A 16,940-nucleotide genomic window follows, 5' to 3' on the forward strand; every position below is an offset into this window, starting at 1 on the left:
ATGTTTTTTTAATGCCTAAAGTAAAGATTCCATAAAATTTTAACCACACCATTTTTTTTATTTAGATGTATTAAGAATTTATAAGGTATAACGGTTTTAAGTGCTCAAAAAATAGACTACATATTTTAAAGCTCATAAAATTGTTTAGAGAATTATTGTTAAAATGAATAAACAGGTGCATTTATTTATTTTTAACCTGGTTTAAAAATTAAAATTGAAAAAAACATGTTCGGATTATCAAGTTTACTCATGGAATTAAGTGGTAAAGGTATGTTTAGTTCTGTAGAATCTTTAGACTATCAAGCAATAAATAAAGACCATCTAGGAGACATTCAAGCAACCTGTAATAATCAAAAAATAATTGTTCAAGTTTTTACGGGAGATGATTATGATTCAGTAGCTAAGAAAATAATTCATACAGCGAATTTTGAGTAGTTACTTTTCCAAAATGGGATGAAGTTAAAATATTATTGTATAATTGCAATATATAAATCTGTACTATAATGTTCTGCGTTATGTTACTTTGCTTTGGGTTAAAGCGAGATTAAATCTTCTTTTTTTTTCTTTCTAAATGTTTCTTAAAAAATGTAATGGAATACGCTTTTTACGAAACGACGATAAGAGTGTAGTGGAATGTGTGTGGAATGATTTTTAAATAACTAATATTTCCGATTTTTTCCTAAAGATATTCCAATAAATTTTAATTTATTATACTTGAATATTTTAAAAATTATGGATGATTATTTATTTTATAAGTATGAATAGATTTGAAATCTATTTAACTAAAACATTCTTCACACGTTCCTTGAATTAATATTTGAGACACATCAACTTTACAATTAGGAATAGTAGGAATGAGAACATCTGTGGATAAACATTCTACTTTTCCACAATCCGAACATTGAAAATGTGGATGAATATCATGATGTTCAGCGCTGGAGCAACCACTGCATTGCGCATACCATTTATGTCCGTTTTTACCCAAGAAAGAATGCAGAAAACCATCATCTTCTAGCTTGTCTAAAATACGATATATTGTCGTTTTATTCATATTTAAATGAAAGCGTTCTATTAATGTAATCGCAGAAATAGCTGTTGATTGTTTTTCAAACTCATCAAGCAGTATTTTAACTGATTTTGTTTTTCTTAAAATTCCCATTACACAAATATAGCTCAACTTAAAGGTAGTAAAAAATAAAATCATATTTAATGCAACTTTGTTGCATTAGTTATTAATAATACTATATTTGCAACTCAATTGCATTAAAGTAAATTATGATATTGATAAAATATAAACCAGATAGTTTAGGAGCCATAGCAAGTACATTATGTCTTTTGCATTGTATTGCTGCGCCTTTTATTTTTATAGTTCAGAGTTGTTCAATGGTTTGTTGTGATAGCGCACCTGTTATGTGGAGTTTTATAGACTATTTCTTTTTAGTAGTTTCTTTTTTTGCTGTATATCGTTCTACACAAACAACTTCTAGTTATTGGATAAAACCTTTTTTATGATTAAGTTGGAGTGTATTATTTATAATAATAATGAACGAAAAAATAGCATGGTTTCCTTTAAGTGAGCAAGCTATTTATTTTTCAGCACTTACATTGATAGTATTGCATCTTTACAATAAAAAATATTGCCAATGTAACAACAATAAATGCTGCACTAATGAAGGGTAAAGAACAAATTCAAATAATAGGAGTTAATCATTTTTCAACAAGTATTAAAACACCTTTACTTGCTGATGCCTTTGATAAATCAGATGATGAGAAAATTAAGAATATACAACATCATTTTAAAATGACCATGCAGGAGATGGGGCTAGATTTAACGGACGATAGTTTATCTGGAACTCCGTATCATGATGCAAAATGTATGTAAAAAAGTTGTTTTATGGATTGAATCCAGCTAATAAACCAAAACTTTCAATATTTGAAAATAAGTACAGCTATAAAAAAATGCTGATTGAACAAAATATCACCATAGATTCTGCTTGTGAACATCACTTTTTACCAATAATCGGACATGCGAATGTAGCATACATTCCAAAAGACAGGGGCTGTAAGTTTTAATACTCATCTAGCACTAGAAAACAGTTCATAAATAGCCCGTCCTATAAGATGTAAAGTCAAGTAATACACTACCAAAACAATTTCCGAATGTCATTTAAAATGAAACAACATTTTATAATATTAAACTTTTTATTCTTTGGGTCATCATTGCTTATAGCTCAAAAAGAAACATGCGGGTATTCCCTTAATGGAAAAGTATTAGATGCTTATACAGAAGAGCCTATTCCTAATGCTGTGATTAAAGTTAAGGGCATAGAAAGATACACCACCACCAGTGCTGAAGGTACTTTTAAAATCGATAATCTTTGTACAAAAAATAATATTCTTATTATTTCATGCTTAGGCTATACTAATTTGATAGAAGACCATGAACACGATTCAGCCATACACTTTTATTTAACCCAAGAAGTTACAGGATTAAACGAAGTAATCATTCAAGCGAAACGAAGAAAAGAGAAAGGGACTGAAACAATTTCACAAGTTACGATTGGAAAGAAAGAAATTACCAGCAATCCAACCCAATCATTGGCGGCAGTCCTGTCACAGCAACAAGGAGTAACATTTATGTCAACCGGAACCAATGTGCAATTACCTGTTATTCATGGTTTGTATGGGAATCGAATCCTGGTATTGAATAATGGTCTAAAACATGGCTTTCAAAATTGGGGTGCCGATCATGCCCCAGAAATAGACATTGCTTCAACAAACAGCATCACTGTGGTCAAGGGGGCAGTTGGCGTGCGATATGGCCCTGAAGCTTTGGGGGGTGCTATTATTATTGAGCCCAATCCATCACTTTTAAACAATCCATTTTATGCAGCTTTAGGCACAGGCTACCAAACCAATGGCAAAGGCTACAACACTAATTTTGAAATTGGAAATGGAACTGAAAATTGGAGCTATTTTGCAAATGGAAATTATACTAGAATTGGTGATCGCAACACACCAGGTTATAATTTGACTAATTCTGGCAAAGAAGAAAAAGCATTTAGTTTTGGCATTTTGCACCACCTAGATACATGGGATTTTAAGGTGAACTATAGCTTTGTTGACCAGAAATTAGCACTATTGCGCGCTTCTATCGCTAATAGTCCAGATTCGTTTATTCGTGCCATTAATTCAAATGAACCTATTATTATTAATCCTCTTTCCTTTGATATCAATCAACCCAACCAAAAAACCCAACATCATTTGGCGAAGGCAGAAATTAATTGGTGGTACACCAAAGGGGCAAAGCTTACCCTAATTGTTGGTGTGCAATTAAACAAAAGAGATGAATTTGATGTACGGAGAAATGCCGAGCTACCTATTATTAATCTCGATTTGCTCACCTATGACTATCAATTGGAATGGAAGCATCCTAAATGGCATGGATTAAATGGTTTGCTCGGTGCTCAATATTTTAGTCAAAATAACGATAATAACCCAGGTACCCAGACCACTCCATATATCCCCAACTACAATACGGATAGGGTTAGTGCTTTTGCGGTTGAAAGCTTAACATTTGGAAAAAATATGATTGAAGCGGGGTTACGGTTTGATTTAGAAACCAATGATGTTCGAGGTAGGGAAATCAATCAAGATATTTTTAGAGACAACTATACCTTCACTAATTTTACTGGATCATTAGGCTACGTTCGGCAACTTTCTGAAAATAGCACTTTTAGAACAAATATAGGAACTGCATGGCGCACCCCAAATATGGAAGAACTGTTCAGTTTTGGACAGCATGGGTTTAAAACAACCTTTGGCTTGCTAAGATTCAAAGACACCAATGGTAAATTGAGTACCGATGAAGTGATCCCTTTAAATCAAAGTACTGTGAATCCAGAACGAGGATATAAATTCATCAACGAATTTCAGACCAATAAAAATGGAAATAGCCATAACCTAACAGTGTATTCACATTTTATAGAAAATTACGTTTTTGATCGGCCTATTGGAGTTTTCGGAACAATACGGGGCCCAATGCCTGCATTTATTTTCGATCAGGTTGATGCGCTTTTCTTTGGCGCAGATTACAGTTGGAAAAAAGAATGGACCGATAAAGTTTCGAGTATTTTTGGAGCAAGCTATTTATGGTCTAGAAATGTAGGTGATAATGCTCCCTTAATCAACCAACCACCGATTTCGACAACTATTGAACTGAAATGGAATCAAGGTAAAGTAGGTTTCTTTGATTCCTCTAGATGGTCTATTCGCCCTAGTTATACCTTTCGACAATCTCAAGCGCCGCGTACAATTACACCCCAAAGCTTGGTCGATGGGTCTGTGGAGCTGACAACAAGCTCTGAAATATTTGACTTTGCAGCCGCAAATGATGGCTATTTTCTACTGGACTTATCATGGACCTTTAAAAGGAAAAACCTTAGTGGAGGTATTACCGTTCAAAACCTATTGAATACCAGGTATCGAGACTACCTGAACGAAATGCGCTATTTCGCCAACGAATCTGGTAGAAATTTACTTTTTACACTCAAATATACACTTAAAAAAAATGCTAAAAATGAATAGAAAAAAGCTAGCTAGGTATAAGTCTATGCCTAGCAGAGGACCTTAAATTTTAAAGATTTATAGATAGTACCGTTTAATAAAAATAAAACAATTAGAACAAAAAGATGAAAACAATAAATCCATTTAAAAATTTACAATTATTAGCAATTTTATTTTCAGTTATTACAATTATTGGTTGTAGTAATGATGATGATATTGCACCGGAAGAAGAAAACGAAATAGAAGTAATTACAGATGTTACCCTTATTTTTACGAATACGGCTGATGTAAACGATGTAATAAGAGCTTCCGCTCAAGATCCAGACGGAACAGGTATACAAGAATTACAGATTTTAGGTGCTATTACACTTGCTGCCGATACCGAATATACATTAACCTATGAAATTCTAAATAAATTAGATCCAGCAGACTCTGAAGATATTGGTGATGAAATTCTTGAGGAAGATAATGAGCATCAGTTCTTCTTTAGTTTTACAGTAAATGTCTTTGCCAATCCTATCGGAAACGGGAATATAGATGCAGCTGCAGATCCAATAAATTACAACGATGAGGATGAAAATGGGAACCCTGTTGGTTTGTCTAGCACTTGGACAACTTCTAGTACAGCATCTTCTGGAGCATTATTTACCGTTAGGCTTCAGCACCAACCAGATGTGAAAACAGCTACATCGGGTTCTAATGATGGTGATACTGATTTTGCATTGACCTTTGACTTGAATATTCAATAACCAATTTTTGTGTTTGATCTCCCAGCTTGTTCGCTGTAAACTAGCCTGGGAGATTTTTTATGTCATAGCTTCGCAGCATGTCTTGTGCTGTTAAATAGTGCCCAAATGCGATATTCCTCTAATTGTTATAAAATGTACTTTAATTTATAGTATTGCAAAGTGAAAATTTAATGTTTTTGGGGCTTTATAAGAAAAAGTAAAAGCTAAAAAAGGGCTTGTTATATTTGAAAATTATTTAAGAGTTACTGAAATAATTTTCTTTTATGTAATTTTTAATCACTTACAAAATTATTTAATTTATAAATAGTAAGGGGTATTAAATTTATTTAACTAAAACATTCTTCACACTTACCTTGAATTAATATTTGAGACACATCAACCTTGCGATTAGGAATATTAGGTATCAAAACATCTGTTGGTAAACAATCTACTTTTCCACAATCTAGACATTGAAAATGTGGATGAATATCATGATGTTCAACATTAGTGCAACCAATACATTTCGCATACCATTTATGTCCGTTTTTACCTAAAAACGAATGAAGAAAACCATCATCTTCTAGCTTGTCTAAAATACGATATATTGTCGTTTTATTCATATTTAAATGAAAGCGTTCTATTAATGTAATCGCAGAAATAGCTGTTGATTGTTTTTCAAACTCATCAAGCAGTATTTTAACTGATTTTGTTTTTCTTAAAATTCCCATTACACAAATATAGCTCAACTTAAAGGTAGAAAAAAATAAAATCATATTTAATGCAACTTTGTTGCATTAGTTAATAATAATACTATATTTGCAACTCAGTTGTATTACATTAAATTATGATATTTATAAAACAAAAACCAGACAGTATAGGAGCCATAGCAAGTGCATTGTGTCTTCTACATTGTATTGCTACACCCTTTATTTTTATAGCCCAAAGTTGTTCATTGGTTTGTTGTGAAAAAGTACCTACTTGGTGGAGTTTTATAGACTATTTCTTTTTGGTAATTTCTTTTTTTGCTGTATACCGTTCTACACAAACAACATCTAATTATTGGATAAAACCTTTTTTATGGTTGAGTTGGACTGTGTTGTTAATAATAATAATCAATGAAAAAATAGCATGGTTTCCTTTAAGTGAACAAGCTATTTATTTTCCAGCACTTACATTAATACTATTACATCTTTACAATAAAAAATATTGTCAATGCAACATTACTAAATGCTGTACTAATGAAAGATAATGAGCAAATTGAAATAACAGGTAACAACCATTTTTCAACAAGTATTAAAACACCTTTACGTGCTGATGCTTTTGACAAATCTGATGATGAAAAAATTAAAAATATTCAACATCATTTTGGTAAAATCATGGAAGAATTAGGGTTAGACCTAACAGATGATAGTTTATCTGGAACTCCTTATCGTTTTGCAAAAATGTATGTAAAAGAACTGTTCTATGGATTAAATCCTGCAAATAAGCCAAAATTATCAGTATTTATTAATAAATATAGTTACAAAAAAATGTTGGTGGAACAGAATATCACTATAGATTCTGCTTGTGAACATCATTTTCTACCAATAGTTGGTTTTGCAAATGTGGCGTATATTCCTAAAGATAAAGTGATTGGTTTATCAAAAATAAATCGACTGGTAGATTATTATGCACGCAGACCACAAGTGCAAGAAAGATTGGTTTTACAAATTTTAAATGATTTGCAAGATGTTTTAGAAACTAAAGATGTTATTGTTTCTATAACTGCAAAACACCTTTGCGTTTCTTCAAGAGGCATTAAAGATCAAAGTAGTTTTACCACAACATTAGAATATGGAGGCTGTTTTTCGGAAAGCGAATACAGAAATGAGTTTTTAAAAATAATTGCACAACAATCAATATAAAATAGTATGGAATATAGCAGAAGAAAATTCATCTCCTTGATAGGAAAAGCAAGTTTGGGATCGCTTATTTTACCTCAATTTTTAATGAGTTGTGGCAATACTGCAAATCCAACAACAAGTTTTAATTCAACTTCTGAAGAACGATTAATCGAACTAAAAAATTTGGTTTTAAAAGGTTTATTGCCTTCTGATAAAGATGATTTAGTATTGGCAAATGGTTTAAATTATCACACCGTTATAAAATGGGGCGATAAAATTAGCGACACAGATACCTTTGGTTTTAATAACGATTTTAATTGTTTTATTCCTTTTGATGATGATAATCCAAAAGACGGTTTGTTGTGGGTAAATCATGAATATATTAATCCGCTTTTTGTTTCTGATTTTAATTATAGAGATTATGAAAACCCATCAGAATATAGAACTATTGCTCAAGTTGATAAAGAAATGTACAATGTTGGTGGCAGTATTGTAAGAATTAATGAAGAAAATGGGCAATGGAAAATTGTTGAAAATGATCCTCATAACAGACGTATTACTGCAAAAACACCAATGCAAATAAATTGGGATACACCAATTAAAGGAAAAACGATTTTTATAGGAACGCATAGCAATTGTTCTGGGGGAATTACACCTTGGAAAACCTTTTTAACTTGCGAAGAAAACTACGATAGTTATTTTGGCGAAACCGAATATGATGAAGAAAATGTTGCAAGACACAGACCAAGTAAAAGTGGTTGGGAGAGTTTTTACGATTATCCTCCAGAACATTATGGTTGGGTTGTAGAAGTGAATCCAAAAGATGGTAAAGCACAGAAACATATTGCTTTGGGTAGATTTGCACACGAATGTTGTACGTTGTATGAATTGGCAGATAAAAGAGTAGTTGCTTACACAGGAGATGACCATAATAGCGAACATCTGTATAAATTTATCTCCTCTAAACCAAGTTCTTTAAAAGAAGGGACTTTGTATGTTGCAGATACTGTTAACGGAAAATGGTTGGCATTAGATTGGGTAAATCAACCTATTTTAAAAGAGAAATTTAAAGATCAAACAGAGGTGCTAATTAGAGCAAGAGAAGCTGCAAAATTGCTGGGAGCAACTCCATTAAACAGACCAGAAGATATAGAAATTGACCCTATAACAGGTAATATTTTTGTTTCATTAACCAACAATTATATTACAAAAGATTTTCACGGTTTTATTTTAAAAATCGAAGAAAAAAACGGTGCTTTTGATGCGTTAACCTTTAAAGCAGAAACCTATAAAGCTGGTGGAGAAGAAAACGGATTTTCGTGTCCAGATAATTTGGCTTTTGATTTATCTGGCAATCTTTGGATGACTTCTGATATGTCTGGAAGTGCTATGAATAAAGAAGGCAAACCTTATATGCCTTTTAAAAATAACAGTTTATTTGTAATTCCTAGATTAGGCAAAGATGCTGGAAAAGTTATTCGTGTTGCTTCTGCACCAAAAGATGCAGAATTGACAGGTCCCTGGTTTTCACCAGATGGTAAAACCTTGTTTTTAAGTGTGCAACATCCAGGAGAGCAATCTAAAGATTTAGAGAATTTAACAAGTAAATGGCCTTTTGATGAAGATAATATTCCTAAACCAGCTGTGGTTGCCATTACTGGAGATTTAATTGAAAAAATGAATAAGCTAAACCAAATAGAAGTTTCATAAATATTTAGAATAAAAATGAAAAAATTACCTGTAACAGTTTTAAGTGGTTTTCTTGGCGCTGGAAAAACAATATTATTAAATCACGTTTTGCATAACAAAAAAGGCTTAAAAGTAGCTGTTATTGTAAATGATATGAGTGAAGTAAATATAGATGCTCAATTTATAGAAAATGAAAATACACTTTCTAGAACTGAAGAAAAACTGGTAGAAATGTCTAATGGTTGTATTTGTTGCACACTTCGTGAGGATTTAATGATTGAGGTAGAAAAATTGGCTTTGCAAAATAAATTCGATTATTTGCTGATAGAAAGTACTGGAATTAGTGAGCCTATTCCTGTTGCACAAACCTTTACTTTCGAAAGTGAAGATGGTAAAATAGATTTAAGCAGATTTAGCTATGTAGATACAATGGTTACTGTTGTTGACGCTTTTAACTTTTTGAAAGATTTTTCTAGTTCAGATTACTTAACCACAAGAGAACTAACAAATATTGATGGTGATAATAGAACTATCGTAAATCTATTAACAGACCAAATTGAGTTTGCCAATGTTATTTTGCTGAATAAAATAGATTTGGTTTCAGAAGATCAGTTGGAAGAATTACAAGCGATTATTGGTAAATTGAATCCTGAAGCTAAAATTATTACTACAAATGAATCTAAAGTAGCTTTAGAAAATGTGCTAAATACTGGTTTATTTAATTATGAAAAAGCAGAAGCTTCTGCCGGTTGGATTAAGGAATTAGAAAATGAACACGTGCCAGAGACAGAAGAATATGGCATCAGTTCTTTTGTGTTTAGAAGTAAAAAACCATTTCATCCAGAGCGTTTTTTAAATTATTTGAATGAGGCTTTTCCGCAAAATATTATAAGAAGTAAAGGGTTGTTTTGGTTAGCATCAAGATCTGAACAAGCTTTACTTTGGAGTTCTGCAGGTGGTTCTTGCAAGGCAGATTCTGCAGGAGTTTGGTGGGCGTCTATGTCTTTTTCAGAACGTAGCAATTATGCTTCTTTTGTAGAAAATCAAAAACAAATAGAAACAGATTGGGATATTATTTTTGGCGATAGAAAAATAGAATTGGTTTTTATTGGACAACATTTAGACAAAGAAGGAATGATTACTCAATTAAATAAATGTCTACTTACAGAGGAAGAAATTAAGTTGTGGAAAAATAAATCATTCACACAAAAAGATCAATGGCCTATAGCAGTTTAAATAAGAGAGTGGTTTTTATAAAATTTAGAATGATACAAACAGAGAATCTTACCTATCAATATAAAAAAAGAGGGGCTATTTTAAGTTTTCCAAATATCGCTTTAGAGAAAGGAAAAAATTTACTCATTTTAGGAGAGTCAGGTATTGGAAAAACAACACTTTTACATCTTTTGGCGGGTTTATTAAAACCAGTTACAGGAAATGTATTTATTGATAATACAGATTTAAATGCTTTAAAAAGTAACAAACTGGATAAATTTAGAGGTAAAAACATAGGGCTTGTTTTTCAAAAAAAACACGCTATAGTATCTTTAAACGTGTTTAATAATTTAAAAGCACGTCTTTTGTTTAGTAATGCTCTTGTACACAATAAAAAGATTGAAATCGTATTAAAACAATTGGGCCTGTCTGAACTTAAAAAAAATAAAATTAGCGAGCTTAGTGAAGGGCAATTGCAACGATTAGGAATTGCATTATCCGTTATACATAATCCAAAAGTTCTTTTAGCTGATGAACCAACTTCAAGTTTAGATGATAAAAACTGTAAAATTGTTATTAAATTGCTGAAAAATCAGGCGAAACAAACCAATGCCAATTTAATAGTGATTACGCATGACCATAGAATCAAATCATTTTTCCAAAATTCAATTACATTATGAATATTTGGATTATTAGCATACAAAACATAAAATCTAAACCATTATACACTTTTTTAAGTGTTTTTATATTATCCATAAGTATAGCTTTGCTTTTGGGAATTCAACAATTAAAAAGGTCTTTTGAAAATCAAATAGAAAACAATTTAGGTAAGATAGATGTAGTGGTTGGTGCTAAAGGAAGTCCATTACAGCTTGTTTTGGCTTCGGTATTACATTTAGACAATCCCACAGGGAATATTTCATACAATGAAGCACTTAAAATAAGCAAAAACCCTCTTATTAAGTTTGCCGTTCCAATTTCTTATGGCGATAATTATAAAGGTTTTAGAATTGTAGGAACAACCCCCGAATATATTGCTCTTTATGACGGTGAGTTAGAAAAAGGACACCCTGTTGAAAATGCGATGGAAGTAATTTTAGGGAATTCTGTAGCTCGAAAATTAAACCTTAAAATAGGAGATACCCTATTAAGTTCTCACGGATTAGTAGAAAATAGTATTGAAGAACACGATGATTTGTTAATTGTAGTGGGTATTTTAAAACCTACACAAAAAGTAATAGACCGCTTAATCGTTACTAATTTAGAAAGTGTATGGTATGTGCATGATCACGGTGGGGAAGTAAATTATGAAAGACATGATGATAACAAAAGACATGGTGAAAAAGAAATAACATCACTATTAATTAATTTTAAAAGCCCAAGAGGACTGTTGCCATTTCTTAGGCGTATTAACAAGCGAACTAATATGCAAGCTTCCTTGCCTAAATACGAGTTACATAAATTGTATGAAAATACAAGTATTGGCTTTAAAACTATTTCTTTGATAGCTTATTTAATTCTTGTAATTTCTTGTATTACAATATTTATAAGTCTTTATAAAATGGTTAAAGAACGTGCTTTTGATTTGGCTATTTTACGAACTTATGGAGCAAGTAATTTTCAATTGATGAAAATGGTTTTTTATGAAGGATTGATCGTAGCCTTTTCTTCATTCTTACTTGGGTTTTTACTACTAAAAATAGGGTTAGGTTTTATGTTTCATTTTATGGAATATAACGATCAACAAAACATGCTTCAAGAGTCGCTTTTTCAAGATGTATTGCAAATAGGAGCCCTAATTTTAATGATGGTCATTGTATCCGTTTCATTAGCTATATATCCAATCATAAAAATGAACATATCAACAATTTTAAGCAATGAGAAATAAAGGTGTTTATTTAATTTTTCTATTCGTTTGTTCGTTCTGTTTCAGTCAACAAAATGTTACTTGGCAAGACTTGTCAAAAATAAAGTTTACAGATACATATTTTTCAGAATATGATGATTATTTTATGTACCCTACGTTTTCAACCTCGATAAAAGCTTTAGAAGGGAAGCAAATAACAATTAAAGGTTATTTTTTAGATGTTGTAGCTAAAGAAAATATATACATGCTCTCTAAAGGACCAATGGCATCATGTTATTTTTGTGGTCAAGGAGGTCCAGAATCAGCAATAGAACTTGTATTTATAAATAAACAAAACTTTAAAACAGATGATATTGTTAGTATAACAGGAACACTAAAATTAAATCAAGATGATGTGGAACATTTTAATTATATACTTACAGATTGCAAAGGAATATTGCATGAATAAAGCTAATTTTATATTTTATAATTACCAGTTAATATCAACTTAATGAAACAAATCCATTTTATTTGTCTGTTGCTGTTATTTGCTTCTTGCAAAAACACAGAAAAAAGTGTTACAAAAATTACTGCAAAAAATATTGTAATTGACTCTACAATTGTTGCATCATCAAAAATTGAGAACTTTATTGCTCCTTATAAAGAAAAGCTAATAGGCGAAATGGAAAGTGTTTTAACTTATACAGCCAATGATCTAACCAAAGAAAACATCGGTCTGCAAAGTACTTTAGGCAATTTAATGGCAGATTTATGTGTTGATATTGCCAACCCAATGTTCAAAGAAAAAACAAATGCATCTATTGATTTTGCATTGTTTAATAGTGGTGGTTTGCGTGCATCCATTGATGCAGGAAATGTAACCACAGAAAATGCTTTTAAATTGATGCCTTTTGATAATGAGCTAGTTGTGGTGGAATTAACAAGCGCTAAAGTTGTAGCATTGATCAAATATTTTATTGACAAACAAAGTGCTCATCCTTTATCAGAAAATATAAATTTATTAATAAAAGATGATTGTTTCGATTTAAAAATAAATGGCGAAAAATTCAATAAAAATAAAACATACAATGTTTTAACATCCGATTATTTACAAACTGGTGGCGATGGAATGGATTTCTTTAAGAATCCGAAGAAATTAACAAACCTCAATTATAAAGTAAGAGATGCTGTGATTGGTTATTTTAAAAAAACAGATACCTTAAGAGTTTCCATTGATAATCGTGTAAAAATTCAATAAGATGAAAAGAAGAAATTTTGTTAAACTTGGTGGCGCATCTGTATTGGCAGTGGTTGGTGGTTTTACGTTGCCCTCATTTATTGCTCAGCAAAAACGCCATATTACCATTTTACATACCAATGACACACACAGCCATATAGAACCTTTTAAGGAAAATGACAGTAGAAACCCAAATAGAGGAGGAGTTGCAAGAAGAGCTACTTTAATTGAGCAAATTCGACAAGAAAATAAAAATACGTTACTATTAGATGCTGGCGATATTTTTCAAGGAACTCCTTATTTTAATTATTTTGGTGGCGAGTTGGAGTTTAAGTTGATGAGTTTACTTAAATATGATGTTGCTACTATTGGGAATCACGATTTTGACAATTCTATTGAATGTTTATACACCCAATTGCCCAATGCAAAATTCGATTTTGTTTCTGCAAATTACGACTTTAAAAACACGGTTTTAGATACACACATAAAACCGTATAAAATTATGATTAAAGATGATATTAAAATTGGAATTTTTGGATTAGGTATTGAGTTAGAAGGTTTGGTAAGCAAAAACATGTACAAAGAAACTGGTTATTTAAATCCTGTAGAAATTACGCAAGACATTACTCATCAATTAAAAAACGTAGAAAAGTGCGATTTAATTATCTGCTTATCGCATTTGGGCTATAATTATAAAAGAAATCCAAACAAAATATCTGATTTAAGTTTAGCAAAAATCACTAAAAATATTGATTTAATTATTGGAGGCCATACACATACATTTTTACCAAAACCAACTATTGTAAAAAATATTGATGGAAAAAACACACTTGTAAATCAAGTTGGGGCTTATGGTTTAAACTTAGGTCGAATAGATTTTTATTTTGATGAACAAAATAATAAAACTTCAAAAGGAACTACAATCTTAGTTTGATTTAATACTAGCTTTTTATATGTGAAGCCTTGATTTTTTTGTTTCTTTTTTTTATCAAGAAAAATAGATAATAATGAAAGATTAATAGTAATAATGTTTATTACCTATTTAACATAACATTATAAATACTAAACAAAAGAAGGTTCATTAATAGTCCAAAATAGAACAAGTGCATAGAATTTTATTTTTACTCACTTTATTAATTAATTCTTACGCTTTTAAAGGAGTTCGTGAATCTCGTAAAAACTCGATTTCATAAAATTTATGCTCTTGTGGAAAGTTGCCCCAAATGTTATTGGAAAAAAATTACAGCAGAATTTTAATTGAAATAACAAATTATGAAGAATTCTAAAGTTTAGCTTTTGTGCGGCTGCAAGCGTTGGAAAATTGTGTTTAAAAAAATTATTGCGTAGCATAATTATTTTTAAAAAGCAATCGAGTGTTTTTGGCAAGAGGCAATTTAACATAATGGCGAATTATAGCTACAAATTATTATAGTTCGAATGTTTTTTAGAATAACGTATTTAAAAAATGTTATTGAATAATACCAAATAAGAGATTCTACGGAATTATAATTAATACTTGTTGACGAATGTTAAAACACCCCCAAACCAATGTTTATTTAGCTTTCAAGACTTTCTGGGATATTTTACATAATATAGAATTATAGCTATCCAATTTACGAAGTGAATCTGTACTATAATTTATATTATGTTAAATAGGTTTTATAGAAGCTCTTATTTACCCGCAATCATAGTTTTGGAACCCTTCTTTTCCAAACAAGCACTCTTCACAAATAACATCGAATTGTCCTCTTTTTATTAAATGTGTTTGGACCTAAAATAACGTTCAATCTTAAATAGAGTTCCTCCTTAAAAAACTACTTTTACCAGATGGCAATTAGGCAGAAATCTGAATTTGAGTTTATTGTAATCATGGCATCCCTTATGTCTCTCGTATCCTTATCCATAGATGCATTGTTACCTGCACTTACAGATATTAGCGATACGATTGGTGTTACGGATTCTCAAAACAATCAGTTATTGATTACCATGATCTTTTTAGGCTTGGGATTTGGTCAGCTAATTTCAGGGCCGCTATCGGACAGCTTTGGACGGAAACCTGCTATCTTTCTAGGATTTATTGTTTTTGCTGTGGCAAGTTTAGTTTGCATTTTCGCAACCAGTCTCGAAATGATGATTGCGGGAAGGATTTTGCAGGGAATCGGTCTTTCGGCACCTAGAACGATTAGTATTGCAATGATAAGAGACCGTTTTAGTGGCAATTACATGGCAAAAGTAATGTCTTTTGTCGTCGTTATTTTTATACTTGTCCCCATTATAGCGCCTGCCCTAGGAAAAATAATGCTCGATCTGTACGGCTGGAAATCTATTTTTTACAGTCAGTTATTTTTTGGTGTGTTTGTAATGCTTTGGTTTTGGAAAAGACAACCTGAAACTCTAAAACCAGAAAACAAAAGAGCCTTTAAATTTGCGCTTTTTGTCTCTGGTGTTAAAGAATTTATCAAACATAAAAATGCCATTGTCTTTACCTTATTTTCTGGTTTTATTACCGGTTCTTTTATGGTCTACTTAAGTGCGAGTCAACTTATCTTTGAAGAGCAGTACAATTTAAAAGAAGAGTTTCCATTTATTTTTGCCGGTCTTGCCGTTGGCGTAGGCTTTGCTACCTTTTTGAATGGCACCTTGGTTTTAAAATTAGGGATGTTTAAACTAGTGCGTATTTTTGCGATTGTTTTTACACTCGTTCCGATTGTTTATATCGGCTTGTATTATGGAAAACCCAATCCCAGTATTGTAATTCTCATCATTTTCTTTTGGTTACAGTTTTTTGCCATTGGTTTTTTATTCGGAAATACACGCGCTCTGGCGATGGAACCCATAGGACATATTGCAGGCATTGGTGCCGCAATCAATGGTTTTGTATCTACCATTATGGCAGTTCCGATTGCTACTTTTATCGGGAGTTTTATAAAGACTACCGCCCTGCCACTATTCATTGGTTTTTTTGTTTGTGGCAGCATGGCCATTGCTTTAATTCAGTATTTGCATTTTTCAAATGCGCGCGAACTTTCGAAAACAAACAGATCTTAAACTCAACAGATGCATTTAGAAATAATTTTTGAAGACGCCTATGTTATGTGCGTGTGCAAACCAAATAATATAGTCGTTCACCATGCCTACCATTCGAGAAGTGTTGCCGATGAGCGGTCTCTTTTACAATGGATATTAGAGGTAAAAGGCCTCAAAGTATATCCAATTCATCGTTTGGATAGAAAAACATCGGGCATCATTCTTTTGGCAAAGGAAACAACCTATGTTTCTGAATTTCAGGCTTTGTTTACAGAAAATACAATTGATAAAACGTATTATGGCGTGGTTCGAGGTTTTTCTCCTGAAGAAAAAATCATAGATTCTCCGGTAAAAGGGCGCGATGCCAGCGTGTATAGAGAAGCATTGACACATTTGAAAACTTTGGCGCAGAGAACCTTAGACATTCCGGTAAAACCCTACGACTCTTCGCGGTATAGTTTGGTTGAATTGAAACCAAAATCAGGTAGAACACACCAATTGAGACTGCACACACTTAAAATTAGCCACCCTTTAATTGGAGATTCTAAGTATGGTGACAAAAATCACGACCTGATGTATGCAGAAAAATTTGGCTGGAATAATTTATTTTTACACGCAGGCAAATTAGAATTTCAACACCCTTTTTCTAAAGAAAACCTCGTCTTAAAAGCCAATTTTCCTGCAGATTGGACCTCTTTATTCCAAGAGTTTTCTTGGGAGAACCCACTTATATAACAGAAACGCTCACG

Annotated in this window: 17 protein-coding genes and 1 pseudogene; 16 read left to right on the forward strand and 2 right to left on the reverse strand. The window is 31.8% G+C overall.

Going from position 1 to position 16,940, the window contains the following annotated elements:
* Positions 1-225 precede the first annotated feature (225 nt).
* Positions 226-435, forward strand: coding sequence for a hypothetical protein (locus PI23P_RS09590; protein ID WP_004570627.1), 210 nt, complete (start codon positions 226-228; stop codon positions 433-435).
* Between the two features lie 343 nt (positions 436-778).
* Here the strand turns inward: PI23P_RS09590 and PI23P_RS09595 are convergent, their stop codons facing one another.
* The gene (locus PI23P_RS09595) at positions 779-1,159 is read right to left on the reverse strand and encodes a Fur family transcriptional regulator (RefSeq protein ID WP_004570628.1); all 381 of its coding nucleotides are present in this window, start codon (positions 1,157-1,159) and stop codon (positions 779-781) included.
* 116 nt (positions 1,160-1,275) lie between these two features.
* On the opposite strand from PI23P_RS09595, the gene PI23P_RS09600 reads away from it, so the two are divergent.
* From PI23P_RS09600 to PI23P_RS09615, 4 genes and pseudogenes are all read left to right on the forward strand, one after another.
* Positions 1,276-1,512: a MerC domain-containing protein gene (locus tag PI23P_RS09600; protein WP_004570629.1), complete on the forward strand. Its 237-nt coding sequence runs from the start codon at positions 1,276-1,278 to the stop codon at positions 1,510-1,512.
* A gap of 157 nt (positions 1,513-1,669) precedes the next feature.
* Positions 1,670-2,058: pseudogene (locus PI23P_RS09605) on the forward strand (GTP cyclohydrolase I); the annotation flags it as partial.
* Positions 2,059-2,172: 114 nt separating this feature from the next.
* Positions 2,173-4,587, forward strand: coding sequence for a TonB-dependent receptor (locus PI23P_RS09610; protein WP_238300013.1), 2,415 nt, complete (start codon positions 2,173-2,175; stop codon positions 4,585-4,587).
* 104 nt (positions 4,588-4,691) lie between these two features.
* Positions 4,692-5,315, forward strand: coding sequence for a hypothetical protein (locus PI23P_RS09615; protein WP_004570633.1), 624 nt, complete (start codon positions 4,692-4,694; stop codon positions 5,313-5,315).
* Between the two features lie 326 nt (positions 5,316-5,641).
* Here the strand turns inward: PI23P_RS09615 and PI23P_RS09620 are convergent, their stop codons facing one another.
* The gene (locus tag PI23P_RS09620; protein WP_004570634.1) at positions 5,642-6,022 is read right to left on the reverse strand and encodes a Fur family transcriptional regulator; all 381 of its coding nucleotides are present in this window, start codon (positions 6,020-6,022) and stop codon (positions 5,642-5,644) included.
* 116 nt (positions 6,023-6,138) lie between these two features.
* On the opposite strand from PI23P_RS09620, the gene PI23P_RS09625 reads away from it, so the two are divergent.
* From PI23P_RS09625 to PI23P_RS09675, 11 genes are all read left to right on the forward strand, one after another.
* Positions 6,139-6,543: a MerC domain-containing protein gene (locus tag PI23P_RS09625; RefSeq protein WP_004570635.1), complete on the forward strand. Its 405-nt coding sequence runs from the start codon at positions 6,139-6,141 to the stop codon at positions 6,541-6,543.
* Positions 6,533-7,198, forward strand: coding sequence for a GTP cyclohydrolase I FolE (gene folE, locus PI23P_RS09630; protein ID WP_004570636.1), 666 nt, complete (start codon positions 6,533-6,535; stop codon positions 7,196-7,198). Before PI23P_RS09625 ends, folE begins: the two co-directional genes overlap by 11 nt.
* A gap of 6 nt (positions 7,199-7,204) precedes the next feature.
* The gene (locus PI23P_RS09635; protein WP_004570637.1) at positions 7,205-8,887 is read left to right on the forward strand and encodes a PhoX family protein; all 1,683 of its coding nucleotides are present in this window, start codon (positions 7,205-7,207) and stop codon (positions 8,885-8,887) included.
* A gap of 15 nt (positions 8,888-8,902) precedes the next feature.
* Positions 8,903-10,102, forward strand: coding sequence for a GTP-binding protein (locus PI23P_RS09640; RefSeq protein ID WP_004570638.1), 1,200 nt, complete (start codon positions 8,903-8,905; stop codon positions 10,100-10,102).
* Between the two features lie 29 nt (positions 10,103-10,131).
* On the forward strand, positions 10,132-10,761 hold the full coding sequence (locus tag PI23P_RS09645) for an ABC transporter ATP-binding protein (RefSeq protein WP_026288373.1): 630 nt from the start codon (positions 10,132-10,134) through the stop codon (positions 10,759-10,761).
* Positions 10,758-11,969 carry an ABC transporter permease gene (locus PI23P_RS09650; protein ID WP_004570640.1) on the forward strand — a complete coding sequence of 404 codons (1,212 nt, stop codon included), beginning with the start codon at positions 10,758-10,760 and terminating at the stop codon, positions 11,967-11,969. The genes PI23P_RS09645 and PI23P_RS09650 overlap by 4 nt, the downstream gene beginning before the upstream one ends.
* The gene (locus PI23P_RS09655) at positions 11,959-12,396 is read left to right on the forward strand and encodes a hypothetical protein (protein WP_004570641.1); all 438 of its coding nucleotides are present in this window, start codon (positions 11,959-11,961) and stop codon (positions 12,394-12,396) included. Before PI23P_RS09650 ends, PI23P_RS09655 begins: the two co-directional genes overlap by 11 nt.
* A gap of 42 nt (positions 12,397-12,438) precedes the next feature.
* Positions 12,439-13,185, forward strand: coding sequence for a 5'-nucleotidase C-terminal domain-containing protein (locus PI23P_RS09660; RefSeq protein ID WP_004570642.1), 747 nt, complete (start codon positions 12,439-12,441; stop codon positions 13,183-13,185).
* Position 13,186: 1 nt separating this feature from the next.
* A complete protein-coding gene (locus PI23P_RS09665; RefSeq protein ID WP_004570643.1) occupies positions 13,187-14,098 on the forward strand; it encodes a bifunctional metallophosphatase/5'-nucleotidase in 912 nt (303 codons plus the stop codon).
* Positions 14,099-14,991: 893 nt separating this feature from the next.
* On the forward strand, positions 14,992-16,212 hold the full coding sequence (locus PI23P_RS09670; RefSeq protein WP_004570644.1) for a multidrug effflux MFS transporter: 1,221 nt from the start codon (positions 14,992-14,994) through the stop codon (positions 16,210-16,212).
* 9 nt (positions 16,213-16,221) lie between these two features.
* The gene (locus PI23P_RS09675) at positions 16,222-16,926 is read left to right on the forward strand and encodes a pseudouridine synthase (RefSeq protein ID WP_004570645.1); all 705 of its coding nucleotides are present in this window, start codon (positions 16,222-16,224) and stop codon (positions 16,924-16,926) included.
* Positions 16,927-16,940: the final 14 nt, after the last annotated feature.

This window comes from Polaribacter irgensii 23-P (assembly GCF_000153225.1).
Taxonomy (GTDB): domain Bacteria; phylum Bacteroidota; class Bacteroidia; order Flavobacteriales; family Flavobacteriaceae; genus Polaribacter; species Polaribacter irgensii.